The following is a 26,000-nucleotide window of genomic DNA, read 5'->3' as shown; positions in this document are numbered from 1 at the left end:
TTGACACTACCGAGGTGCACTATTTTTACCCGAGTCGCTAATTTTTGCCGCAAGGTGCTAAGCCGCGAGGAGCGCGAGGCCGAGCTTGCCGTCGCCCGTCCGCATATGACGGTCATCCCGCGTGAGCAGCACTCTATCTCCCGCAAAGATATCAGTGAAAATGCCCTGAAGGTAATGTACAGGCTTAATAAGGCTGGATACGAGGCATGGCTGGTTGGCGGTGGCGTGCGCGACCTTTTGCTGGGCAAAAAACCGAAAGACTTTGATGTCACTACTAACGCTACGCCGGATCAGGTGCGGAAGTTGTTTCGCAACTGCCGTCTGGTTGGACGTCGTTTCCGTCTGGCTCACGTCATGTTTGGCCCGGAAATTATCGAAGTCGCTACTTTTCGTGGTCATCATGAAGGCAGCGAAGCCGATCGTGCAACGTCACAGCGTGGGCAAAACGGAATGCTGTTGCGCGACAACATCTTCGGTTCCATCGAAGAAGATGCCCAACGCCGCGATTTCACCATCAACAGCCTCTACTATAGCGTGGCTGATTTCACCGTTCGTGATTACGTGGGTGGAATGCAGGATCTGGAAGACGGTATTATCCGCCTGATTGGTAATCCTGAAACGCGCTATCGTGAAGATCCCGTGCGTATGCTGCGCGCGGTACGCTTTGCAGCCAAACTTGATATGCGTATCAGCCCGGAAACCGCAGAGCCGATCCCTCGTCTGGCAACACTGCTAAACGATATTCCTCCTGCACGCCTGTTTGAAGAAGCGCTCAAGCTGTTACAGGCGGGCTACGGTTATGAAACCTATAAAAAATTGCGTGAATACAGCCTGTTCCAGCCGCTGTTCCCAACCATCACCCGCTATTTCACCGAAGACGGTGACAGCGCGATGGAACGCATCATTGCCCAGGTACTAAAGAATACCGACACCCGTATCCACAATGATATGCGCGTGAACCCGGCATTCTTGTTTGCAGCGATGTTCTGGTATCCGTTGCTGGAAACCGCGCAGAAAATTGCCCAGGAAAGCGGTCTGGCCTACTACGACGCCTTCGCGCTGGCAATGAACGACGTACTGGACGAAGCGTGCCGCTCGCTGGCCATTCCAAAACGCCTGACGTCACTCACCCGTGATATCTGGCAGCTTCAGCTACGCATGTCCCGCCGCCAGGGCAAACGCGCCTGGAAGCTGATGGAGCATCCAAAATTCCGCGCGGCCTACGATTTGCTGGCGCTGCGTGCAGAAGTGGAAAACAATGCCGAACTGCAGCGTCTGGCGCAGTGGTGGGGTGAGTTCCAGGTTTCAGCTCCGCCTGAACAAAAAGGCATGCTGAACGAACTGGATGAAGAGCCGGAACGTCGTCGTCACCGTCGTCCGCGTAAACGCGCGCCACGCCGTGAGGGAAGTGCGTGACCCATCGCGTATCCCCAATGGATTTCGGGTTGCATCAAGGCGGCGACACAGCAAATGCCCAGGAGCGTACATCAGTACGTGACTGGGATGAGCGAGGAAAGCCAACACAGATGCAGCTTGAAAGACGAAGGGTATATATTGCGCTCGGCAGTAATTTAGCCTCTCCGCTGGAGCAGGTTAATGCTGCCGTGCAGGCGCTGGGAGAAATCCCTGACAGCCGGGTCGTTGCCGTCTCCTCCTTCTACCGCACTCCGCCATTGGGCCCACAGGATCAACCCGATTACCTCAACGCCGCCGTCGCGCTGGAAACCACCCTTGCAGCGGAAGAGTTACTCAATCATACCCAACGCATTGAGTTGCAGCAGGGCCGTGTGCGTAAAGCCGAACGCTGGGGCCCGCGTACGCTGGACCTCGACATCATGCTGTTTGGTGATGAAGTGATTAACACCGAACGTCTGACCGTACCGCACTACGATATGAAAAACCGCGGCTTTATGCTGTGGCCACTGTTTGAAATCGCACCTGAACTGACCTTCCCGGACGGAACCAGCCTGCATCAACACCGCTCCCAACTCGGTGCAGCAAAACCTGCACACTGGTAAAGTAATCCTTCCCCTTTAGCGTTTACTGCTTTCTCGCCAAACGATTGCTTAAATCAATTGCCCCCCTGAATGTGACTGCTAGAATGCCGTTAAATATGACTTTCACCATCAGGAAATGTTATGAAACCGACAACAATCTCATTGCTGCAAAAATACAAGCAAGAGAAGAAACACTTCGCGACGATTACGGCCTACGACTACAGCTTCGCGAAACTATTTGCCGACGAAGGTATCAATGTGATGCTGGTGGGGGATTCACTGGGGATGACGATTCAGGGTCATGACTCTACCCTGCCAGTCACTGTTGACGATATTGCCTACCATACTCGCACTGTGCGTCGCGGGGCACCCAACTGTCTGCTGCTTTCCGATCTCCCGTTTATGGCCTACGCTACGCCAGAACAAACCTTTGCAAACGCAGCGGTTGTGATGCGCGCGGGTGCCAATATGGTCAAGATTGAAGGCGGCGCATGGCTGGTCGATACAGTGAAAATGCTGACCGAACGCGCGGTCCCGGTTTGCGGTCATCTGGGGCTGACCCCGCAGTCCGTCAACATTTTTGGCGGCTATAAGGTACAAGGCCGTGGTGATGCCGGACAAACGCTACTCGATGACGCACTGGCACTGGAAGCGGCTGGCGCTCAATTGCTGGTACTGGAATGCGTTCCCGTTGAACTGGCAAAACGCATCACCGAAGCGCTATCTATTCCGGTGATCGGTATTGGCGCAGGTAATGTGACTGATGGTCAGATTTTAGTGATGCACGATGCGTTTGGCATTACCGGCGGACATATCCCGAAATTTGCGAAGAATTTCCTTGCCGAAGCAGGCGACATGCGTGCTGCTGTGCGGCAGTATATTGCTGAGGTGGAATCCGGCGTATACCCGGGCGAAGAACATAGCTTCCACTAAATTTTCTGACGAGATGCAGGCCTGATAAGCGTAGCGCCATCAGGCGGTTCGGCGCACGTTGCCGGATGGCGGCGCAAACGGCTTCTCTGGCCTACAGACCCTCAGGCAACTAAAGGAGTCAAGGTGTGCTAATTATTGAAACCCTGCCGCTGCTGCGCCAGCATATTCGCCGTCTGCGCCAGGAAGGTAAACGTGTGGCGCTGGTTCCCACCATGGGCAATCTACACGACGGTCACATGAAGCTGGTCGATGAAGCAAAAGCTCAGGCTGATGTGGTGATCGTCAGTATTTTCGTCAACCCGATGCAGTTTGACCGACCGGACGATCTGGTGCGCTACCCGCGAACACTGCAGGAAGATTGTGAGAAGCTGAACAAACGCAAAGTGGATTATGTCTTTGCGCCGGCAGCACTTGAGATCTATCCGCAAGGGACCGATTCACAAACCTATGTCGAGGTTCCGGGGCTGTCTACTATGCTGGAAGGCGCTAGCCGTCCAGGGCACTTCCGTGGTGTCGCGACCATCGTCAGCAAACTGTTCAATCTGATCCAGCCGGATGTTGCTTGCTTTGGCGAAAAAGATTTCCAGCAGTTAGCATTGATCCGCAAAATGGTTGCGGATATGGGTTATGACATTGAGATCGTCGGTGTGCCTATTATTCGCGCCAAAGACGGCTTAGCCCTTAGCTCACGTAACGGATATCTAACGGCAGAGCAGCGTAAAATCGCCCCAGGCTTGTACAAAGTGATGAGCCGCATTGGCGAAAAATTACAGGCCGGCGAGCGCGATCTGGAAGAGATTATTGCTATTGCCGCGCAGGAGCTGAATGAAAAAGGTTTCCGTGCCGACGATATTCAGATCCGCGATGCCGACACACTGCTGGAACTGACTGAAAGCAGCCAACGCGCAGTGATTCTGGTCGCCGCATGGCTGGGTCAGGCACGTTTGATCGACAATAAAAGCGTTGAGCTTGCCTGATATATTCACAAATACCGGCAAATGCCGGTATTCACTTTTATGCCTTGCCTTCGCTTCAAACCATTCACCAAATCAATATTTTCATTATTTCTACACTGTAAATTAAATTTTAACACCAGCACGCCATTTGCTCTCAAAATATCAAGATGGTATATATATTCACCAGCCAATAAAATAATTCAATATTTACCACAGCTATATCTAAAAAATACAGCCATCATCATCAAAAACTCTTTTTATAATAAACACTATCAAGGATATATTAAGATGGATACGCAAAAAATAAAATCAAGAGTTCTTATCTCTGCAGTTGGATTAATATTATCGACACAGGTATTTGCAGCTGATATCGTCGTCACTGACGCGGGGAAAGTGCAATTTAAAGGCAACGTAGTTGACTCTCCTTGTGTTGTCTCTGCCGGGAATCAAGGTGCAGACTTAACCGTTACGCTGACTGATGTACCGCTGACCCAATTTTATGGTGCGGGTTCTTCCGTCACTGCGGGTATCGCAGGAAACCATAAAGAAACGTTTACCATTAATATGGAGCAGTGCAACCCCACTGATATTCAATCAATAACGTTCACCTTTAAGGGTACGCCAGATACCAACGATACAACCGTGCTGAAAAATACCAGTACGGCTACACCTGCGGCGGTTGACGTAGGGATTGCCATTTATGATGGCAGCACCAAACTTAACCTCAACCAAGCCAGCTCCGTCCTGACGATTCCATCGGGAGAAACCGAAGGCCATAAAGATTTTCAAGCCGATTATTACACCACGGGTACTGGCGTAACTAAAGGCGCGGTCGACGCTGTGGCCACATTCGACGTCACGTTCAGCTAATACAACCAGACGAGACAGACGAGACAGACGAGACAGACGTATTTAAACCGACATTCCCGTCATGTGATGTTTATTTATCAACATAGCCAGACAAGGAACTTTTTTATACTTTGGAACAATTGCATAACGGCGTTATATACCCAATGGATTTCGGGCCACATTGAGGCGGCAACTAAGAGGATCCCCAGGAGCTTACATAAGTAAGTGACTGGGGTGAGTGAAGTCAGCCAACAAAAATACGGTTTGAAAGACGAAGAGTATATCTCGTTTACCCTCTGCCTAAGGAATGGATGTCCTATGACGCGGAATTTTTTATACTTTATACCAAAAGCCTTTATGAACGTTGTATTACTTATTCTTGCAATCTGTTTTTATTGTCCTCAGATCTACGCAGCAAACGGCGGCGTAGGATTAAGTCACTCCCGAATCATTTTCTCTATCAATGAAAAACAAGCCACGCTGGGAGTACATAATAGTCATCAGAAAAGCCATTTTCTTATTCAGTCATGGGTAGAAAATTTTCAACAGAAAAAAGTCAACGATTTTATCGTTACACCACCGCTGTTTGTGATCAAACCGAAAAGCGAAAATACGCTACGCATCGTGCCGACAATTCATTCACTCCCGACCGATCGGGAAACATTGTACTGGATCAACATAAAAGCGATCCCCTCATCTGAAGAAGACAAAAGCAGCAATACGTTAAAGATTGCGATCCAAAACCGTATTCGGCTGTTAGTACGACCAGCAGACCTCCCCGTTACGCCCGGTGCAGCCACCACAATGTTGCGTTTTAAACGCACAGGTAACTCGCTGATTATCAGCAATCCTAGCCCTTATTATATTAGTCTGGTCAATATCCAGGTGGGCGCCACTCAGTTGGATAATCTGACCATTGCACCGAAACAAGACACCACTATCCCACTTCCCGCCAATGCTCGAGGAGACTTGTCACTGCAAACCGTGGATGATTACGGATCGCAGACACCTGTCATCCGGGGCGTACTATGACGTCCACGAAAGCGACCGGATGTGATTCTTTCTGTGAGGCAACACGCCAGTCACTTTCCTTTTTTTTGCTGACTTGCTGTGCTGTTCCAGCGGCAAGTCAGGCAGCATCGCTGCACTTCGATCCCGCATTTTTATCTGATGATCCCTCTGCCGTCGCCGTGCTGGATCAGTTCGAAAAAGGGATTAGTCAACCTCCGGGGCGCTATCGGGTCGACTTATGGCTCAATAATCAGCGTGTAGATACCCGTGACGTCGTTTTCATATTGCGCCAGGATGAGTTAGCCCCCTGCTTTACCAAACAGCAGTTAAGCGAAATGGGCGTGAATATCAGACAACTCAGCGTATTTCATGGCATCGAGGGTGAAAAAAACGGCGAATGCCTTGCACTCGCGGATGCGGTGGCGGATTCCGTCACCGATTACAACGCCAATCAGCAGACATTAAAAATCACTGTTCCACAGGCGCTGATTAAAGCTAACGCCCGTGGTTATATCGCCCCGGAAAAATGGGACAACGGTATTTCCGCTTTTTTGCTTAATTATCAATACCACGGAAGTTCAGGTTACGGTGACTGGGCAGGTGATGATGGGTTCCTTAATGTACAAAGCGGGCTAAATCTTGGCCCCTGGCGTTTGCGCGATTACAGCACTTATACCTACCAACACGGCAATGACAACGAATCACAAACCAACTGGCAGCATATCAGCACCGCAATCACCCGCCCCATTATTGCGCTGCGCAGTTCATTAACCCTTGGCGATACCTATACCGACGGCCAGATTTTTGAGAGCGTGAATCTGCGCGGCGCGCAACTTAGCTCTGATGACAGTATGTACCCAGACAGCCAGCGCGGCTTTGCGCCAACAGTTCACGGCGTCGCTAAAAGCAATGCGCAGGTGACCGTTCGCCAGAATAGCTATGTGATTTATCAAACGTATGTCCCTCCAGGGGCGTTCGTGATTGACGACCTTTATCCTACCTCATCCAGTGGTGACCTGGAGGTGACGGTAAAAGAGGCCGACGGCAGCGAGAATCAGTACATCGTCCCTTACGCTGCGGTGCCTTATTTACAGCGCGAAGGACATCTGCAATACAACATGGCCGTCGGGAAATACAACAGCGACGATAGCCAGCAGGCAACGCCGACCATCGCACAAGGGCAATTCTTCTGGGGGATGCCGCTCAGTACCACGCTGTACGGTGGTGTGCAGTGGAGTGAACATTATCGCGCAGAGGCCCTTGGTTTTGGTTTTAACCTGGGGACGCTCGGCGCAATTTCGCTGGATGCGATTCATGCCGACAGCATATTGCCCGATGATTCAAAACACAGCGGCGAGTCGTACCGTTTTCTGTATTCCAAAACGCTGGAGGCAACCAACACCCATTTCCAACTGGCTGGCTACCGCTACTCTACGCAAAATTATTACACGCTCGAAGATACCACCTGGCGTCATATGAAAGGCGACAGAAGTTCGTTTAATGAAGATGACGATGATATTCGCACGCCGCTGAATACCTACGATCTGTATCAAAACCAACGTGCGCAAATACAGCTGAACATTTCACAATCGTTTGATGAATACGGCTCTCTCTATCTCAATGCCAACCGCCAGGATTACTGGAACAGCGATGAGAAAAATACCGGCATCCAATTGGGCTACAGCAGTTCGCTAAAATCCATCAACTACAGCCTGAACTACAGCTATTCCCATACCAGCGGCGCAGAAGATGATCGCATTTTGTCGCTCAATATCTCCGTACCGTTGAGCCTGTTCCTGGCTGGCGATACACGCTATGACAGACGCAAAAACAGCGCCTGGCTCGGCTTCAACAATAGCTCAGACAACACAGGTCGCGTCACCAATACCATGACGCTTTCCGGCGATCTGCTGGACGATCATAACCTGAACTACAGTCTGCAGCAGGGTATCGTCAACCAGGGTGTAGGCTACAGTGGTAACGCCAGCCTCAGCTATCGCGCCGCCAAAGCACAGGCTAACGTCGCCTACAGCTATGACCGAAATAGCCAACGCGTTAACTACGGCCTACAGGGAAGTTTGCTGGCACACGCCAACGGTATCACCCTAAGCCAATCGCTAGGCGACACTAACGTGCTGGTAAAAGCCCCGGGCGCAGACGGCGTGGCGCTGGAAAATGCGACGGGTATTCGTACCGATAGCCGTGGCTATGCGGTGATTCCGTGGGCCACAGCCTACCGTGAAAACCGGGTTGCACTGCGTGCGACCGATCTGGGCGATAACATCGAGGTCGACAACAACATCGCCTATGTTGTCCCCACAAAAGGGGCCATTGTGCGAGCAGAATTTAACGCGCGCGTCGGCTGGCGCGGTTTAATTACCTTGATCCACGCTGGCCGTTCCGTACCGTTTGGTGCGACGGTTACTCTGGATAATGGCACCGGAACCAGCATTGTGGGGGACGAAGGGCAAGTTTTTCTCGGCGGCTTGCCCGCGACAGGACACCTGCTGGCCCGATGGGGAAACGACACCAACCAACAGTGCAAAGCCACATTCACCTTACCCATAGATAACGCCATTCCTGTTATACAAACGCAAGCGGAGTGCCTGTAATGTCACGCCTGATACCGACCACCGTGTTATTTTTCACCATACTGATGATGTCCTGCGCAGCACTGGCAGGAACCGGCTGGTGTAAACCCCAAAATGGCCCAAGTGATTACGACTTTTACGTCGACGCTACGCTGCATAGCATTGAGAGCACGCATGTGGGGGACACATTTCTGCGCTCCTGGAACAGTGGTAACACCTATTCAGCAATGTGTGATACCACCCCAGGGCTGGGCTCCTGGACCTATTACAAAGCAACACCTGGCAGTGCAAATACGGATATCGGCGTAATTGGCAATGAACATTATTACTTGCTGGCTGGTACGGATGATTACCTGTCTGTCTCAACGAATATCACCATTGTTGATGCAAGCAGCGGTTCTGGTGAAAGTACGTATAACGTTCCGTTTGCTGATAAAAGCAATCACATGAATGCCGTTCATAACCCGGTAAGCGGTAACATTAATGATTGTCCAAGCTGCCTGAACTGGGGATCGGGCTCAAAAGGTAATATCAAACTCCGCGTCGAAAAGCGCATCACCGCACCGCAGATCATCATTCCGGCTGGAACAGTTATTGCCACGTTGTACGCCTCGCATACCCTTCAGTCTTATGGGCCAGACCCTATGTCTTTTATCACCATTGGCGGCACCATTACCGTACCACAAGGCTGCGAACTGAACGTGGGCGACACCATCACCATTACCCTTCCCGATGCCTGGGCTAATGACTTCAAAACTGTCGGGCAAATACCGCAGAACTACACCCCGGTGACAAAAGATGTCGAAATCCACTGCTCTAACGTCGCGATGGCACAAGAGTTACGGTTGGGCCTACGCGCAACGCCCTCAACCAGCGTACCGAATGCCATTCAGTCCAGTAACGAAAACATTGGCGTGATGATCAGTGTTCAGACGCCCAGCGCACCAGAGCAAGTCATCAGGCCGAACGATAGCACCTCACGTATCCCGTTTTATCTCGACAACGATAACGGTTTCGCGCACGTCATGTTGCAGGCCTGGCCGGTAAAAACCAAAGATGTTACACCTGCGCCAGGGCTTTTCACCGCCCGCGCCACGCTTGATGTGTATTACCCATGAAGAGAGAGATGATGCGTAATCTATTCACCTATTTCTGCCTGATTCTGGTGTCATTTTTTAGCCATGCAGAAGAGCTGGAAGGCAGCGTAGACATAGAAATCAGCGGTAATATTTTGGCTCGCACCTGCGATATTGCGACGGCGGATGTGGCTAAAAATGTCGATCTCCATGAGCACGATCGTCGGGCATTCAGCCAGGTCGGCGATACCTCACCCACGGAATCTTTCACTATCCAGCTTGAAAACTGCGTGGTGAAACCAAATGAAACCAACAGCGTTTATATGACCTTTTCCGGGCAGAGCGCCAGCGATGCAGATCTCTTGGCGCTGAGCCACGCCGGAAACAACGGCGTGGCGAAAGGCATTGCCGTGGAGATCCTCAATAGCGGTAAGCAACGCATTCCACTCAATAGCGAACAAACCTACCCCATCAACGCCGGAGACAATCTATACACCTTCGGCTTGCGCTATTCCGCCATCAGCGTACCGGTCACCGCCGGAGACGCCAACGCAGTACTGTATATCGACTTACGTTATGAGTAAGACCATGCCCAAAAGATTATGGCTATACCTCAGTGTTATTCTGCCGTTCAACCTGTATGCGCATGATATCGACATACAAATTAGCGGAAAAATCAAAGACAGCACCTGCGATATCGTCCAGGCCGATCGCGATAAAGAGGTACTGCTGGGCGATTACCGCCTTCAGGACTTACTCCAGGAAGGGATGTCAACGCGCGCCATAGGTTTTACTATCAGCCTCGAAAACTGCGGCCCAGATACCGACAACGTCAAAATTGCTTTTACCGGCAACGCACCTACCGCCAAACCGGAACTGCTGGCGCTGGATAACAGCTCGGTGACGCAGTTGGGCATCCGTCTTCTCGATAAAGACAAAAATACGATAGTGCTCAATAACACCCAGGACGGCGGCGTATCTTATTCGCTTCAACCGGGGCAAACGGCCTATTCGCTACAGTTTTATGCACAGTACGTTGTGCTCACCACACCGGTTCCCGCTGGCCCCGCCAACGCCACGGCAAATCTCATTCTGACATGGCCATGAGACACAATATGCTCTTGCGACATCTGTGTTTGCTCGCCGCACTGATATTACCTGTCACGACTACGGCAGGAGTGGTGGTGGGCGGGTTACGCTTTATCTACCCACAAGAGGCAAAAAGCCTGAGCGTATCATTGCGCAATACCGCCAACGAACCGTATCTGGTACAAAGCAAAATTCTGCCGGACAACGCGCAGGACAGCGCCGGGTTGCTCTCTTCCGTCGCCAAACAGGTAAAAGTGCCCTTTATCGTAACGCCGCCACTGTTCCTGATACCGGGGAAAAACGAACATCAGCTCCGTATTATCGCTACGGGAAACCTCCCGCAAGACCGGGAAAGCTTATTCTGGCTGAGCGTTTCGGCGATTCCATCGGTAAAAGACGCGAGTGGATCCAGCGTATTAATCGCCTTTCGCCAACAGGTCAAACTGATCTGGCGACCCGCCTCACTCATAGAAAAACAAGGGAAATTGCGCTGGGAACGTCACCAAAGTGACGTGATAGTTCGCAACGATAGCGCCTGGTATATTACGTTGTCAGGGATGCAAATCAACGGCAAAACGCAGGTCGGTGGGGTTGTTCCGCCATTTTCTCGTCGGCAACAACCCTGGTGTCCGGCCGCAGGGAAATGTACGATATCCTGGCAAGATATGGATGATATGGGGCAAAAAAAACCGCGCGAGCATGTCACCTTATAAAGCACTTTCTCATATGGACAGGTCAGATAAATCGGGCAATACTGCCTGAGAAATTTCTCAAAGCAGGTTTAACACGGCCTGCTTAGTATACGATCAGAGTTTAAGGTAACGTTATGATTCGCACCATGCTGCAAGGCAAGCTCCACCGCGTGAAGGTCACCCAGGCTGACCTGCATTACGAAGGCTCCTGCGCCATTGACCAGGATTTTCTTGATGCGGCGGGGATTCTGGAAAATGAAGCCATTGATATCTGGAACGTGAGCAACGGCAAACGTTTCTCTACTTATGCGATTGCTGCAGAGCGTGGTTCTAAAATCATCTCTGTCAACGGCGCGGCGGCACACTGTGCCAGCGTGGGCGACATTGTCATTATCGCCAGCTTCGTCACCATGAGCGATGAAGAAGCACGCACCTGGCGGCCAAATGTTGCCTACTTCGAAGGTGACAACGAAATGAAACGTACTGCAAAAGCGATTCCAGTACAGGTTGCCTGATGCGAATTGCGGAGACCGCATGAGTCTGGTTGTCTCCGCACATTTATCCCCTATGTAATAGGGCATCATAATATATTTAATACAGTTGCATAATATCTTATTCCTTTATCTATTGCGCACTGCCGCTATTCCGTCGAGTTAATCCTTTTCTCAAACAAACCACAACCTGCATAGCATGGCCTGGAGGGGGCTCCCCACGTAATCTATTAAGGTATATCCACCAAACCTCAAATAAAACTTAATAACCTTTTTAGAAAATATAATGAAACAGGATTATATTTCATAAATATAATCTTAAGGGCACATAGGAAATTAAATGAATTAATTCTTATCACCACTCATAAATGGATGTTATATATGATTTATAAAACAACTCTTGCCACCGCCTTCGCGGTAGCCACAATGGGTTCTCTTTCAGCCCAGGCTGCCGATATGGGTCTTATTACTTTTGATGGCGCAGTCACGGATACGACCTGTACCATCACAACCAATAACGGCGTTGATGCAAACAATGTCACCATATCACTCCCTGTTGTAAAGAAAAGCGATGTTGAAGGCACAACCATCGATAAAGGTGTGGGTGAAAAAGAATTCGAATTGAAGCTCACGAATTGCCCGGACGGACAAGCGACCGCCTCCGCCACCTTTACCTCACAGCAGTTTGCCGATCTCACTAACGGTACGCTAAAAAGCGACCCCACCGTGGCAGGCCACGCTGACAACGTCAACCTGGCGCTCTACAACAACACTAGCGCGGATAAAACCCGTATTAACATCGGGCTCGCTGGCAACAATACCCAAGCCGCCGATACCAGTACTGGTGAAGGCACTCTCTCCTATCGCGTGGCCTATGTGCCCAGCGCTGACTGGGTCAAAGACACAAACGATATCACTGCCGGTAGCGTAAACAGCAACGTGACCTTCACAATGACATATCAATAATAACCTTGATAAACAGGCGCTTATCTATCAGGAAAGGCGCCTTCGATATTTATGGATGAATATGATGAGTCTCACTAAAACCGCCCAATCTGCGCTATTGTTTGGTGCAGCCTTTCTGGCATCTCATGCCGCTCTCGCCGATATAGTGATTTCCGGCACCCGTGTTATTTATCCGGAATCAGCCAAAGACGTGACGGTAAATATGGAAAACCGAGGTGGAAAACCGTTATTAGTGCAAACCTGGCTGGACGATGGCCGCGATACCACGAACCCGCAGGAACTGAAGCTTCCCTTCGTCATCACACCGCCAGTATCGCGTGTTGATGCCGGAAAAGGCCAGACGGTGCGCATCACCTGGCTTGGGCAGCCGCTCGCTCAGGACAGAGAAACCATGTACTGGTTTAACGTACTTGAAGTGCCGCCAAAAGCCAAAAATACTGAAACCCAGAATATGCTGCAGTTGGCGTTCCGTACCCGTATCAAAATGTTCTTCCGCCCAAATGGATTGAAAGGCACTCCTTCAACCGCAGCGTCACAGTTAACATGGTCTCAGCAACAGCAAAACAACAAGCCCGTTTTGGTTGCACGCAACGATTCGCCTTATTACATCTCGCTGGCAAAAGTCACCGCTCAGTCTGGCGGCACACCCGAAGAAGTTGAGCCGCACGTTGTCGCGCCGTTCAGTAGCCAGGCAATGACATTAACGCGTACCGGTTCGGCGAAAGTCACCAAAATTACCTATGCATCAATTAATGATTTCGGCGGAGTAGAACAACACCTGGCAGTCATAAAATAACATAACAACCTGCTAGCAGTGTCGCTGCTGTTAGTAACTAATGGATTAGTGAAGAGATTGTTACTGCATCGTTCGATTTACTGCATTTTTATCTATTTTGCTGCTCAGGCTCCATCCTTTGCGGCCGATACCTCTATGCCTCAACCTTCTGCTGAAGAAGTCGAATTCAACGATCAATTCTTATTTAACACCGGTAATAACATTGATATTAGCCGCTTCTCAAAAGGCAACCCCATCGTTCCTGGAACATTCAAAACCCAACTATCGCTAAACAAAAGAAAAAAGCTGCTGACCAATTTTACCTTTAAAGATAATAACACCCCGCGAGCCACTCCCTGCTTCACCGCCAAAATATTGATGCAGATAGGGATTAAAGCGGATGCAATTAAAGAAAAACTAAAAACAAACGACGAAGATACCTGCATTGATATCACCAGCACCTTCCCCGGTATGAGTTGGGATTTCGACGCCAGTACCCAGGATCTCAACCTCAATTCGCCGCAGATTTATGTCGACAGGCACCCGAATGGCTATATTGATCCTTCGCTCTGGGATGATGGGATAGCCGCAGCCATGGTTTCGTACGATCTCAACGCCTGGCGTAACCATAGCGCAAACAGCACGACAGAAACCGCCTATGCTGGACTAAAATATGGTCTGAATTTGGGGCCGTGGCGCCTGCGTTCTCGAGGCTCCCTCAACTGGGATCAGAATAGCGGCGCCGACTACGCCAGTCAGGACATTTATCTACAGCGTGACCTCACAAGGCTACATTCACAGTTGTTGCTTGGCGACTCCTATACGCGTGGCGATGTATTTAACTCTTTCAACCTGCGCGGTATGCGTATTTATAACGATGACCGCATGCTGCCGGGCGGGATCTCCACGTATGCACCCACGATTCATGGCGTCGCCATCAGTAATGCTAAAGTCACCGTGACGCAAAGCGGCAATAAAATTTATGAAAGCACCGTCCCGCCGGGCGAATTCGAAATTAGCGACCTGAGTACCGTGGGCTACGGCAGCGATCTGGTGGTTACCGTCGAAGAGTCGGACGGCAGTCAGCGTACCTTTTCCGTACCCTACTCTTCCGTCAGCCAGCTTATTCGCCCCGGCAATGCCCGCTGGGATATTGGCCTGGGTGAGCTGAATGATAGCAATTTGAAGACACGACCCAAAGTGGGCTACCTCTCCGGCTTTTACGGCTTAACGGATCTTGTCACGGGGTACGCTGGCGCACAGTATGCAGATAACCATTATTTCTCCGGCCTGCTGGGATTGGCAATCAATACACGGCTGGGAGCATTCTCATTTGATATCACCTATTCCGATGCTGAGATCAGCGGCCCGGGCCCGCTAAGCGGCCAAAGCTATCGCCTCTCCTGGAGCAAGCTGATTGAGCCGACACGCACCTCTTTCAACGTCGCCGCCTACCGCTTTTCAACGGCAAACTATCTGACACTAAGCGATGCGGCCACACTCGCCGACGAAATTCAAAACAACACTGACAACGAGAGTAACAGCACCTATGACAGCTATCAGCGGATGAAAAACCAGATACAAATTAACGTGAGCCAACCGCTGGCAGCAAAAAAAAAGGATTATGGTTCGCTTTATCTGACAGGAAGCTGGCAAGACTACTGGAACAGCAGCAGCACAACCTCTCAGTATTCAGTAGGTTATAACAACTCATTCAGTCCTGGCAGCTACAGTATCTCATTGCAGCGCAGCTATAACGAACATGGCGAAAAAGACGACCGACTGTATCTCAACCTCAGTATTCCGCTGGGGACGCAGTTTAACCACGGAGAATCCCCGGGCGGGTTCTCCAGTATCAACACCAGCCTGAGTTCCGACTTCAAAAAGAATTCAACGCTGAATACCAGCGCTAACGGCAATACCGAAGATTACCGCTTTAGCTATAGCATCAACGCCAGCACGACTCATGCTGATAGCAGCGATACCAAACAAATTGGCGGATACGGTAGCTACAACAGCGCCTATGGCCCATTAAGCCTCTCCGCCTCCGCCGCAGACGGAAGCAACCGCCAGACATCCTTAAGCTACAGCGGCGGTATGCTGCTGCACGCCGGCGGGCTGACGCTTGCTCCCGGCAGCATCGGCGACACCGATACGCTGGCGCTGGTCAGCGCTCCTGGCGCAAAGGGCTCACGCTTAACGACCGGAGATGGCGTTATCGACGGCTCTGGCTATGCCATCATGCCGTATTTGTCTGCTTATCGGGAAAACACAATTGGTCTTGATATCTCCAGCCTGGAATCGGATGTAGAGGTTAAAAATACCAGTACCATTGCCGTACCGCGCAGCGGCGCCGTCATTCGGGTCGATTTTGAAACCGATCAGGGCCGCTCACTGCTGCTCGATCTGCATCGTTCAGACAACGGTTTTATCCCGCTTGGCGCAGATGTGCTCAATGAAAAAGGGCTTTCCATCGGCGCAGTCGGCCAGGCGGGGCAGGCTTATGTCCGCGGCGTGGAGGACAATGGCACGCTACGCGTCGTATGGGGAAATACCGCCAACAGCAGCTGTACAGTGACATATCGCATTACGGAGTCTGCGCAGAAAGTGGGATTAAGTATCATGCTGAATAACCAAACTTGCCAGATGGAATAGTTTTTACAAGGAGTGTTTTATGCAATCATCACGGTTCTTTTTACGTATTATCATCTTGCTGACGCTGTGCGTAAGCTCGCCGTCCATGGCCAGCGGTACGCTCAATCTCGACCTGACTTTCACCGCAACGCTCCGCGAGACCACCTGCGATATGACCCTTGAAGGCGGTAGCGGCGACGGCACAAACAATGTGATCCCCATCGGCAGCGGCGGGATTACCCAACTGGATAAAATCATCAACGCCGACACCTCCGCGACCACCACGTTTAAACTCAAAATTGTCGACTGCCCGTCAAGCTTAACCAAACTGAAAACCACCATCACCGGTACCGCCTCCAGCATCCAGACGGCCATTAGCAATTCGGCGACCAATAACGCAGCGAGCAACGTTGGTGTCAGCATCGCCCGAGCCATTACTCCCGATCAGCCTTTTGAAATTAATGCCACCGACGATGCCAAAAGCCTGCTTTGGACATCAAGCGAAATCAGCGCCCAGGAAGTGCCATTAGTTGCCCGGCTCATGGAAACGGCAACCGGTAAAGGAACAACCGGTATTTTCAGCGCCACCGCAACGTTTAATTTTGAGTATGAATAACGGCAAGGAGCCCAAAAATGAAAATGTATACCCTGGCATATTTGATCGTTGCCACCTTCCTCACCGCCGGTTACTCCTCAGTGACGCTTGCAGACATTACCGGCACGACCAGTGTTCAGGCAACGTTCACATCAACTATTGAAGCCGGTACCTGCACGGCGCAAATCCAGAGCGCGGGCGGACAAGCTATCAGCACACTCGCTTTTGGCGACGTGTTTAAATCCGATCTGGTGGCACAAAGCCGCAGCGAAGCCTTCAAAATTGCCTTCAGCGATTGCGTAGGCGTTAAATCCGCCAGCATTCAGGCCACTTCCGGTAACGGCGGCGGTTGTTCCGGCCCGGATTCTGACGGCGATTCTTTCTCGGCGGGCAACGCCACCGGGTTTGAGATTTGGAAGGGGGAAGCAGACGCGGGAACGCTGTTAAGCTGCAATAGCAAACCCGCGCAGAACATCACCATTAGCAATAGCAGCGTTGATGTCGAGATGAATGCCAGAATCGTGATTGCGAAGACACGAACCATCAGCGATGTCACTGCAGGCAACGTCAGCGCCCCGGTCACATTCCTGGTGACGTATCAATAGTAGATGAGGTAGGGAATCGTGTTATTCACGCTGAGTAAAAAAGTACATTCGATCTTCAGCCTATCGGCGTGCCTGGCAGTCGCATGTGCCTGCCAGGCCGGTGACGCAAACCTGGAGATGACCCTCAGCGCCAATATTGTTGAAAACACCTGCCAGATATCAGTGTCTGACGGCGGTCAGGTACATCTCCCGACCGTCGGAAAGGGTTGGTTTTATAACGCTGACGGCAGCTCACGCCTTGCCCCCACCGACGCCGCCGCAGGTACCGCCTTTTCAATCACAGTAGAAAACTGCCCGGGAGATAATATTACGGTGAATTCGCTGAAACTGAGTTTCCAGCCACAAAGCGGACAGTGGCCAACGGGCAGCAGACAGGTGTTTATCAATGAGACGCCCGTGACAGCAAACGGCGCGGATAACGTCGGTATCGTTATTTTTTCTACCGCGCACCACACCAACGTGCTCAACAGCGATGGCACCTCTGACGTGGTCATTGATATACAAAACAATGCCTGGGCCGCCGAGTATGAGTTCTATGCCCGGCCACAAAATACCGGCCTGGTTAGCGCAGGAAAAATTACCAGCAACGTACTGGTCAGCACTATTTATAACTAATTCAGGATGAAGGAAGGTTACCCATGTTTATTACACGGCGAACACCAGTAAGGCATAGTTATTTTCTGCTCGCCACCCTGTTAATTGCGTCGGGTCCAGCGCAAGCCGCTATTGAGTGTCGGTTTGATAGCGGCAGCGGTGGTACGACAACACTGGTAAATGGCATATCCTCAAATAATATCCGCTGGAGCCAATCCAGTGGACCTGGGTATTCGAATGATGAGGTATTGCTCGCGACAGTTGATTTAACGCTAAGCCCATCGCTGCAATCAACCTGTAGTCTGGGTAACGATGGCGAGGTCTTAAAAGAAAAAGCTGATACAGCTTATGTCCGCGCCACTAGCTCATATGACGATAGCGCCATTTTGTATTACACCAATATTCCAGGCATCTATTTTACCACCAAAATTTATTCCGATGCGGGCGGTGGCTTTTTTAAAAATACGGGGGCTGCCGCCGATGGCTGGGAGACACTGGAAGCTGACCACAATGACGAACGCTGGAAAAACAAAACCTGGAAAGCGCTCATTCATATTTATCAGTACAACTCCGAGTTTGCCGGGAATACCAGCGGTATCACCACGTTAACACCAAAAGCCAGCTTCTCACTGGGGCAAATGGCGATTGGCGACAGAACCGATAGCAATAACAAGCCCTGGACATTCAACGTTACCCCAACCAGCTTTCAGATCCCCATTATTACCACCACCTGTCAGGCCGCTGCACTCAGCGATGGCTCAACCAATATCGATCTCGGTGACTATATGCTTGCCGATTTTAACCAATCAACACGTACTCAGTACGTTGCCGTACAGCTTAAGGGCTGCAATAACCTGTTTGGCGTTGATGTGAAAATCACCGCGAATAAAACCACGGGAAGCAGTAACGATCTATTGGGGAATACGCTTACCACCAACGCCGCCTCCGGCGTGGGCGTCAAGCTGATGTCCGGGTCAAACACGTCATTTCAGTTTATCCCCAACTCATTCGCCGAGACACACTATAGCTTCGATACAGGCTCAAGTACCACGGCCAACGTGATCGACTTTACCGCTCAGTTGGTCAAAGATGGCAATACGATGAAGGCCGGAGAGTTCAGAGCCGCCGCCACCGTATTGATGACCTACTACTGACCTAACCCTGCGGCTGGTTACTGATCAGCCGCGACATCGTCTCCAGTGAATCCGTACGTAAAATATACAGCCGCTTCAGCAGCATCGGATTATCCCCCGGTTTCACCTTCCCCTTCACCGTCGTGACCGCCAGATGAAAGCCAGCTTCTTCCGCCGCCTGCACCGCCGTGGCGTTATAGCCGCCAAAGGGGTAAGAGAGATACAGTACATGCGGATTAAACTGCGCCAGCGCGCGCCGAGAACGGGCAAAATCAAACAGAATGTTATGGTGGCTACGACTCAGCAGGATGGGTCGACGGTTACCATCTACCCGATGTAAAAAATGAGTATGTGACTGAAAGTCAAACACATCTCTGATGCCATTCAGCTCAGAGACGCTCATAAACTGCAGTGATTTCGGGTCCCACTTCTGGGGGTGGCGCTTGATACGTGACGAAATAATAAACGCTGTCGCTTTCATCCCGTACTGCCTGAGGACAGGATAAGCATAACGGCTGACCGACTTCAGGCCATCGTCGAACGTCAGCACAACAGCCCGTGCAGGCAGATTCATTTTATTCTGCACGTAGCCTTCCAGTTGATACATCGTCAACGTGGTGTAACCACGATCCCGTAGCCAGGCCATTTGGTTACTGAACGCACGCAAAGAGGTGGTCGTGGAGGTGTGGCGAAAGCGGGTATTCTCTTCATCACGCAGAATATGATGGTAGGTCAACACGGGAATACCGTGATCTTCCTGTGCATCCAGCGCGCTGATATAAGCCAGCCGGCTACCAATGCGGATCTGAAACCAGGTCTGATTGAGTCGGTCTTTGAGCTTACTAATGATGGGATAGCGCAGGTTGTCCGCCAATACGCCAAACGGAGCACTCCCAACATCCGGGGCATTATAAACGGGCGTGTCTTTCCAGGTTATCAGGCTTTGATTGCTGAGCGGTTTGTTGAGGTCACCTAAACCATCGCCAACCTTCTGCCGGCCCTGAACAGGCTCCAGGTGTCCCTTATCGATAAACCCGGTACCAAAGCCAAAGGGGAATTCATAGTAGTCAGCGGCCATCGGTTCTACTGAGAGGATTTGACCGGCGCGAATATTCCCCACCGTCACCATTTTATTACCGATCTGCGCCCAAACGGCAGCTGCTTCGGTCGTTTGCATATAACGAGCAGGCAGCGCCGCAGCAACGCTACCGGAGAACAGGAGTAACAGAACCAACAGAGCGCGCATCACCATATACGATAACCGAGGCGAGAAACTCCGATTATTGTAGCAAAATCACTATCAATACCAATGATTAACACGCATACAAATCATGCAGCAATACGAAAGGTGGATTTTTCTGTTGTTGATGCCAGAGACTCGAAACGTCAGGCCCACCAAGCGCCACGATACGGTCACGAAAGGCAGAACTGCTCAAAGATTCCCGCGACAACAGCATTTGCTCCAGCAATACGTAGCTGATACCGGAAATAACTTCACACTGGGGATGCTTATGACTCATCAGCGACGCGACGCGGTATGGCGCAGCGCCAGCAATGTCCGTCAGAAAGATGACGCCCTCACCGGAGTCTGTGGCATGCAATGCATCGCACATCATACGGCTTAACATATTTGAACTGAGGCCATGCCAGAAGCTCACCGCCCGGCACTTCACCTGTGGACCGTACTTTTTTTCCAGACGCTGCAGCATATCCTGTGCCTTATCGTCATGACAGGTAATTACCCAACCTAGCATTGCCCACCTCCTTAGCAGGCAAGTAGTTTATCAGGGTGATCAATATGTAAGGGTGATAAACATCAAAAGTTTCCTCTCCCATTCGGGGAGAGGAAAAGGGGTTAGCTGCGCAGCCCGCGCCCGCGCTGAATCAGATACCAGCACAGTAAATAAAACATGGCGATAAACACCACCAGCACACCGAAGGTCGTCACCAGCGGCACATCGTGAATGCCGAGAAAGCCGTAACGGAACCCGCTAATCATGTAGACAATCGGGTTCAGGTGCGACAGTCCCTGCCAGAATGGAGGCAGCAGCGTTAACGAATAAAAAACGCCCCCCAGATAGGTCAGCGGCGTCAACACGAAGGTCGGGATCAAACTGATATCGTCAAAGGTTTTGGCGAAAACCGCGTTCAGTAAGCCCGCCAGCGAAAACAGTACCGCCGTTAGCACCAGCGTCAGCGCCACGAAGACCCAGGAATGCACCTGGAACGGAACAAAGAACAGTGAAATAGCCGTGACCAGAATGCCAACACACAGACCGCGTGCCACACCACCGCCGACAAAACCGGCGATGATCACGTGCGTCGGTACCGGTGCAACCAGCAGTTCTTCGATGTTACGCTGAAACTTGGCACTAAAAAATGACGACGCCACGTTGGCGTATGAGTTGGTAATCACCGCCATCATGATAAGCCCCGGTACGATAAACTGCATGTAGCTAAAGCCGTGCATTTCACCGATCCGTGAGCCAATCAAATTACCAAAGATAATAAAATAGAGCGTCATGGTGATAACGGGCGGTACCAGAGTTTGCACCCAGATACGCATAAAGCGGTGGATCTCTTTCGCCCAGATGCTTTTCAGCGCGACCCAGTAAAGCTGCATCATGCACGCTCTCCTTGTTTTTCATGCACCAGAGAAACAAACAGCTCTTCCAGCCGGTTCGCCTTGTTCCGCATACTCAATACCTGAATACCCTGAGCGCTCAGCTGCGAGAACACACTGTTCACCCCCTGCTCGCGCAGCACTTCAACTTCCAGCGTTGAGGTATCAACCAGACGGTATTGATAGCCTTCCAGCTTAGGTAGCGGACTTTTCGCCGCCAGATCGAGAATAAACGTCTCAGATTTAAGCTTGGAGAGCAGATTCTTCATCGAGGTATTTTCTACCAGCTCACCATGCTGAATAATACCGATATTACGGCACAGCATTTCCGCTTCTTCGAGATAGTGGGTTGTCAGAATAATCGTCGTACCTTTATCGTTTAAATCCTTCAAAAAGCCCCACATTGAGCGGCGCAACTCAATATCAACACCGGCAGTGGGTTCATCGAGGATAAGCAACTTTGGCTCATGCATCAGCGCACGGGCAATCATCAGGCGGCGCTTCATCCCGCCGGAAAGCATACGAGCACGCTCGTTGCGTTTTTCCCACAGGTCGAGCTGTTTTAGATAAATTTCACTACGTTTAACCGCCTCTTTATGCTCAACGCCGTAATAACCCGCCTGGTTCACCACGATCTGCTGCACGGTTTCAAACGGGTTAAAGTTGAACTCCTGCGGCACCAGCCCAAGCTGACGCTTGGCGTTAACCGTATCTTTATCAAGATCAAACCCGAAGACGCTCACCCGCCCGGAGGTTTTATTCACCAGCGAGCTGATAATACCGATGGTGGTGGACTTCCCCGCGCCATTGGGACCTAGCAGCGCATAGAAATCACCCGCTTCGACTTGCAAATCTATGCCACGCAACGCCTGAACGCCACCGGGATAGGTCTTTTTAAGTTGTTGAAGTTCCAGAGCAATGGTCATGGTTTTTTACTTACCTTACGTTCTGACATTTTATATATAGTTTAAATAATGCTGGAGTTACCCTATATTAGCCCATCGAATTTATCTGGCTTCGGGTTGTACAACTCCATGAAAGACATAGATACACTTATCAGCAACAATGCACTATGGTCAAAGATGCTGGTAGAAGAGGATCCCGGATTTTTTGCAACGCTGACACATGCACAAAATCCGCGTTTTCTATGGATTGGATGTTCCGATAGCCGCGTTCCCGCTGAACGTTTAACCGGTCTCGAGCCGGGTGAATTATTTGTTCACCGTAATGTGGCCAATCTGGTTATTCACACCGACCTGAACTGTCTCTCAGTGGTTCAGTATGCGGTGGATGTGCTGGAAGTGGAACACATTATTATTTGTGGCCACTATGGATGCGGCGGCGTCCAGGCAGCCATTGAAAATAAAGAACAGGGGCTGATTGATAACTGGTTGCTGCATATCCGCGATATCTGGTTTAAACACAGTTCTCTACTGGGCGAAATGCCGCAGGAACGTCGCATGGACACCCTGTGCGAACTGAATGTCATGGAGCAGGTCTATAACCTGGGCCATTCGACAATCATGCGTTCAGCCTGGAAACGCGGTCAGAAAGTGACGATTCACGGATGGGCTTACGGTATTCATGATGGTCTGCTGCGCGATCTGGACGTCACGGCAACCAGCCGCGAAACACTGGAACAACGCTACCGACAGGGATTGTCGAACCTCAGCCAGAAGCACAGCAACCATAAGTAATATGATATTGCCGGGTGGCGGTTACACCTTACCCGGCCTACAAATCAGCGCCGTAGGCCTGATAAGCGAAGCGCCACCAGGCGCTTCAGCCCATTACTCGTCCAGCAGCACGACTTTGCCAACATACGGCAGATGGCGATAACGTTGTGCATAGTCAATACCGTAGCCAACAACGAACTCATCTGGAATGGAGAAACCGATAAACTCGACCGGTACATTCACTTCACGGCGAGAAGGTTTATCCAGCAACGTACAAATCGCCAGAGATTTAGGTTCACGCAGGCTCAGGATTTCACGCACTTTTGACAGCGTGTTGCCGGAGTCGATGATATCTTCAACAATCAGCACGTCTTTGCCACGAATGTCTTCATCCAGGTCTTTGAGGATTTTAACATCACGTGTGGTGGACATTCCGCTGCCGTAGCTGGAGGCGGTCATGAAATCGACTTCGTGGGAGACATGCACTTCACGGCACAGGTCAGCCATAAACATAAATGAACCGCGTAACAGGCCTACCAGCACCATATCACTGCCGCTGTCTTTGTAACGCTCGTTAATCTGGCGTCCCAATTCGGCAATACGCGCTTTGATCTCCGCTTCCGGGATCATGACTTCTACAGTATGTTTCATAAAAGAAATAACTCACTGATTTTTATCAGTTAACACATCATGCAAATCGAAAGAAAGCGCTTACCTTGATACACCGACAGAGAGGCGGTGGCTCGCACTAATCACAAAACTTGCGACAGCATACAAACAATTCAGTGGGTGAAGTATACCAGCAAAGAGACCGCATTCCTCTGATAGTTAGTAAGAGAACCTGCACACGCATTCTAACGTGCACTGAATACACGAAAGCCGGGCAACGAACCCGGCTTTTAGCATGAACAAAATCGGATTTTTTCAGGTCAGAACGTTTCCCAATGTTGATCCTGGGTAGTAGAGACAATACGCTCCTGACGTGGAGACGCCTGCGGTGGTTTTCGTGCCCCGCTTACCGCCTTCTCGCGGGTAATACGAAATACCGCAACGGCCTGCCGCAACTGCTCGGCCTGTTGTTCCAGTGAGGCAGCAGCAGCAGCAGACTCCTCCACCAGCGCGGCGTTTTGCTGGGTAACGCTGTCCATTTGCGAAACCGCGAGGCTAACCTGTTCAATCCCCCGACTCTGCTCTTCAGAAGCAGACGCAATTTCACCCATGATATCGGTCACACGGGTCACCGCCGCGACAATTTCAGCCATGGTTTTACCTGCATCCGAAACCTGCTGCGATCCCATGCCTACACAGTGGGTTGAATTATCAATCAGCGCTTTGATCTCTTTTGCGGCCTGGGCACTACGGCTAGCCAGAGTCCGGACTTCACCGGCGACAACCGCAAAGCCGCGCCCCTGTTCTCCTGCTCTGGCCGCTTCTACCGCGGCGTTCAGCGCCAGAATGTTGGTCTGGAATGCAATACTGTCGATAACGTTCGTGATCTGCGCGATTTGCTGCGAGCTGTCTGCTATTTCACTCATCGTATGAACAACGGTATCAACAACACGACCACCGCGAGCGGCAGTATCAGAGGCGTTTTTCGCCAATTGGGTCGCCTGTTTCGCATTGTCCGTATTCTGCTTCACTGTCGCAGTCAACTGCTCCATGCTGGCGGCTGTTTCCTCAAGCGAGGCCGCCTGCTGCTCGGTGCGCGAAGAAAGGTCGTTGTTGCCCGAGGAAATTTCAGCGGCCCCGGTATGAATTGATTCCGAGCTATTACGTACGGCAGTGACGGTCGAAATCAGCGACTGTTGCATCTCTTCCAACCCCATCGCCAGTCTGCCCATTTCGTTGCGACCTTCAACATTAAGCTTATGGGTTAAGTCTCCACCGGTAATGACGCGAATATGCGCCATAATCTGCGCCAGCGGCTTAAGCAGGATGTGTTGCAGCCCGCTCCAGATCATACCCAGTACGATCAGCACAACCAGAACGATACCTCCCAGCGTCCACTGCATACGGGAAAAACTGAGCTGATTTTCCGCAGAAGCGTGCTGCAGCAGCGTATTATTCTCGTTTCGCCAGTGGTCATAGCTCGCTTCCATTTCATCCTGCGCTTTCTGAGCATCAAGATCGCCATAGGCCTGATAGTTATTCGCTCGCAGATACTCAATCGATAATTTCATCACTTCATGCATCTGGCGATACTGCTTTTCCATTTCACTGGCGATCTGCGGATCTTGCCCTGTAACCTGTGGTAATCCCTGATACCTGGCGAAATAGCCTTCAGCCTTCTTCATTGAATCACTGGCGGTATTGAGCAGCGTGTTGATCGCGGCTAAAGAGGCAGGATCGCGCTGATTTTTTAAAAAGCGGATGGCGACGCGCGTCACCGTAACACGGGTTTTAATCAACGTATTGACGCTGTCACTCAGATTTTCTTGCTGAGCGTTGAGGGTGCCTGAGTTCTGGAAATTATGCCTGTCATTGTTTACCGCAGAATAAAACAGGCTTCCCGTAACGACCTGCAGTAAACAGAAAATGGCGAGAACCAGCAGGATACCGGTAATAACACGAATATTTTTAATCACGTTTTTTCATCCATTGAACTCACATTGGGTACATGATGATTATCGGCCCCAAAGGCGATTACTTTATGTTCAATGGCAGAATATGCAGGGGTTCGCCTTTACCGGCCTACGAGAAATACCCCGTAGGCC

Annotated in this window: 26 protein-coding genes; 20 read left to right on the top strand and 6 right to left on the bottom strand. The window is 50.9% G+C overall.

All coding sequences use genetic code 11. From position 1 onward, the window contains the following. Positions 1-21 precede the first annotated feature (21 nt). From pcnB to ACLJXE_RS13790, 19 genes are all read left to right on the top strand, one after another. Positions 22-1,416 carry a polynucleotide adenylyltransferase PcnB gene (gene pcnB, locus ACLJXE_RS13880; RefSeq protein WP_212734722.1) on the top strand — a complete coding sequence of 465 codons (1,395 nt, stop codon included), beginning with the start codon at positions 22-24 and terminating at the stop codon, positions 1,414-1,416. Between the two features lie 110 nt (positions 1,417-1,526). Then, positions 1,527-2,018, top strand: a complete 492-nt coding sequence (gene folK / locus ACLJXE_RS13875; RefSeq protein ID WP_410751217.1) for a 2-amino-4-hydroxy-6-hydroxymethyldihydropteridine diphosphokinase — start codon at positions 1,527-1,529, stop codon at positions 2,016-2,018. A 120-nt stretch (positions 2,019-2,138) separates the two neighbouring features. After that, positions 2,139-2,930, top strand: a complete 792-nt coding sequence (gene panB, locus ACLJXE_RS13870) for a 3-methyl-2-oxobutanoate hydroxymethyltransferase (RefSeq protein WP_286630785.1) — start codon at positions 2,139-2,141, stop codon at positions 2,928-2,930. Positions 2,931-3,055: 125 nt separating this feature from the next. Next, a complete protein-coding gene (panC, locus tag ACLJXE_RS13865; RefSeq protein ID WP_410751184.1) occupies positions 3,056-3,907 on the top strand; it encodes a pantoate--beta-alanine ligase in 852 nt (283 codons plus the stop codon). 267 nt (positions 3,908-4,174) lie between these two features. Continuing rightward, on the top strand, positions 4,175-4,756 hold the full coding sequence (locus tag ACLJXE_RS13860) for a fimbrial protein (protein WP_410751183.1): 582 nt from the start codon (positions 4,175-4,177) through the stop codon (positions 4,754-4,756). 297 nt (positions 4,757-5,053) lie between these two features. After that, a complete protein-coding gene (locus ACLJXE_RS13855; protein ID WP_410751182.1) occupies positions 5,054-5,767 on the top strand; it encodes a fimbria/pilus periplasmic chaperone in 714 nt (237 codons plus the stop codon). Then, positions 5,764-8,358 carry a fimbrial biogenesis usher protein gene (locus tag ACLJXE_RS13850; RefSeq protein ID WP_410751181.1) on the top strand — a complete coding sequence of 865 codons (2,595 nt, stop codon included), beginning with the start codon at positions 5,764-5,766 and terminating at the stop codon, positions 8,356-8,358. Before ACLJXE_RS13855 ends, ACLJXE_RS13850 begins: the two co-directional genes overlap by 4 nt. Then, a complete protein-coding gene (locus tag ACLJXE_RS13845) occupies positions 8,358-9,455 on the top strand; it encodes a fimbrial protein (RefSeq protein ID WP_410751180.1) in 1,098 nt (365 codons plus the stop codon). Before ACLJXE_RS13850 ends, ACLJXE_RS13845 begins: the two co-directional genes overlap by 1 nt. A gap of 8 nt (positions 9,456-9,463) precedes the next feature. Continuing rightward, positions 9,464-9,997, top strand: a complete 534-nt coding sequence (locus ACLJXE_RS13840; RefSeq protein ID WP_410751179.1) for a fimbrial protein — start codon at positions 9,464-9,466, stop codon at positions 9,995-9,997. Between the two features lie 4 nt (positions 9,998-10,001). Further along, the gene (locus ACLJXE_RS13835; RefSeq protein ID WP_410751178.1) at positions 10,002-10,520 is read left to right on the top strand and encodes a fimbrial protein; all 519 of its coding nucleotides are present in this window, start codon (positions 10,002-10,004) and stop codon (positions 10,518-10,520) included. A gap of 8 nt (positions 10,521-10,528) precedes the next feature. After that, positions 10,529-11,215, top strand: a complete 687-nt coding sequence (locus ACLJXE_RS13830; RefSeq protein WP_410751177.1) for a molecular chaperone — start codon at positions 10,529-10,531, stop codon at positions 11,213-11,215. 113 nt (positions 11,216-11,328) lie between these two features. Beyond that, a complete protein-coding gene (panD, locus tag ACLJXE_RS13825; protein WP_410751176.1) occupies positions 11,329-11,709 on the top strand; it encodes an aspartate 1-decarboxylase in 381 nt (126 codons plus the stop codon). Positions 11,710-12,069: 360 nt separating this feature from the next. Then, positions 12,070-12,651: a fimbrial protein gene (locus ACLJXE_RS13820; RefSeq protein WP_410751216.1), complete on the top strand. Its 582-nt coding sequence runs from the start codon at positions 12,070-12,072 to the stop codon at positions 12,649-12,651. 61 nt (positions 12,652-12,712) lie between these two features. Beyond that, positions 12,713-13,447, top strand: a complete 735-nt coding sequence (locus ACLJXE_RS13815) for a fimbrial chaperone (RefSeq protein WP_410751175.1) — start codon at positions 12,713-12,715, stop codon at positions 13,445-13,447. 57 nt (positions 13,448-13,504) lie between these two features. After that, on the top strand, positions 13,505-16,081 hold the full coding sequence (locus ACLJXE_RS13810) for an outer membrane usher protein (RefSeq protein WP_410751215.1): 2,577 nt from the start codon (positions 13,505-13,507) through the stop codon (positions 16,079-16,081). A gap of 19 nt (positions 16,082-16,100) precedes the next feature. Beyond that, complete coding sequence (locus ACLJXE_RS13805) at positions 16,101-16,676, top strand: fimbrial protein (RefSeq protein WP_410751174.1); 576 nt, start codon at positions 16,101-16,103, stop codon at positions 16,674-16,676. A gap of 17 nt (positions 16,677-16,693) precedes the next feature. Further along, a complete protein-coding gene (locus ACLJXE_RS13800; protein WP_410751173.1) occupies positions 16,694-17,260 on the top strand; it encodes a fimbrial protein in 567 nt (188 codons plus the stop codon). Positions 17,261-17,278: 18 nt separating this feature from the next. Next, positions 17,279-17,875: a fimbrial-like protein gene (locus ACLJXE_RS13795; protein ID WP_410751172.1), complete on the top strand. Its 597-nt coding sequence runs from the start codon at positions 17,279-17,281 to the stop codon at positions 17,873-17,875. Between the two features lie 23 nt (positions 17,876-17,898). Then, on the top strand, positions 17,899-19,008 hold the full coding sequence (locus tag ACLJXE_RS13790; RefSeq protein WP_410751171.1) for a fimbrial protein: 1,110 nt from the start codon (positions 17,899-17,901) through the stop codon (positions 19,006-19,008). Between the two features lies 1 nt (position 19,009). Here ACLJXE_RS13790 and ACLJXE_RS13785 read toward each other — a convergent pair whose 3' ends face one another. The 4 genes from ACLJXE_RS13785 to ACLJXE_RS13770 all read right to left on the bottom strand — a co-directional run bounded on the left by ACLJXE_RS13785 (position 19,010) and on the right by ACLJXE_RS13770 (position 22,536). After that, positions 19,010-20,239, bottom strand: coding sequence for a polysaccharide deacetylase family protein (locus tag ACLJXE_RS13785; RefSeq protein ID WP_410751170.1), 1,230 nt, complete (start codon positions 20,237-20,239; stop codon positions 19,010-19,012). 61 nt (positions 20,240-20,300) lie between these two features. Next, on the bottom strand, positions 20,301-20,741 hold the full coding sequence (locus ACLJXE_RS13780; RefSeq protein WP_410751169.1) for a PTS sugar transporter subunit IIA: 441 nt from the start codon (positions 20,739-20,741) through the stop codon (positions 20,301-20,303). Between the two features lie 101 nt (positions 20,742-20,842). Then, positions 20,843-21,613, bottom strand: a complete 771-nt coding sequence (locus ACLJXE_RS13775; RefSeq protein WP_410751168.1) for an ABC transporter permease — start codon at positions 21,611-21,613, stop codon at positions 20,843-20,845. Then, the gene (locus ACLJXE_RS13770; RefSeq protein ID WP_286630774.1) at positions 21,610-22,536 is read right to left on the bottom strand and encodes an ABC transporter ATP-binding protein; all 927 of its coding nucleotides are present in this window, start codon (positions 22,534-22,536) and stop codon (positions 21,610-21,612) included. The genes ACLJXE_RS13775 and ACLJXE_RS13770 overlap by 4 nt, the downstream gene beginning before the upstream one ends. A gap of 108 nt (positions 22,537-22,644) precedes the next feature. Between ACLJXE_RS13770 and can the strand changes: the two genes are divergently transcribed. Continuing rightward, the gene (gene can / locus ACLJXE_RS13765; RefSeq protein WP_410751167.1) at positions 22,645-23,307 is read left to right on the top strand and encodes a carbonate dehydratase; all 663 of its coding nucleotides are present in this window, start codon (positions 22,645-22,647) and stop codon (positions 23,305-23,307) included. Positions 23,308-23,400: 93 nt separating this feature from the next. Here can and hpt read toward each other — a convergent pair whose 3' ends face one another. Both hpt and tcp read right to left on the bottom strand, forming a co-directional pair. Next, a complete protein-coding gene (gene hpt / locus ACLJXE_RS13760; protein ID WP_003018658.1) occupies positions 23,401-23,937 on the bottom strand; it encodes a hypoxanthine phosphoribosyltransferase in 537 nt (178 codons plus the stop codon). Positions 23,938-24,215: 278 nt separating this feature from the next. Next, positions 24,216-25,871 carry a methyl-accepting chemotaxis citrate transducer gene (gene tcp, locus ACLJXE_RS13755; protein WP_410751166.1) on the bottom strand — a complete coding sequence of 552 codons (1,656 nt, stop codon included), beginning with the start codon at positions 25,869-25,871 and terminating at the stop codon, positions 24,216-24,218. Positions 25,872-26,000 lie beyond the last annotated feature (129 nt).

Origin of the sequence: Citrobacter sp. U14242 (assembly GCF_046555775.1) — a bacterium.
Lineage (GTDB): Bacteria > Pseudomonadota > Gammaproteobacteria > Enterobacterales > Enterobacteriaceae > Citrobacter.
This window is presented reverse-complemented; position numbering and strand designations above follow the sequence as displayed.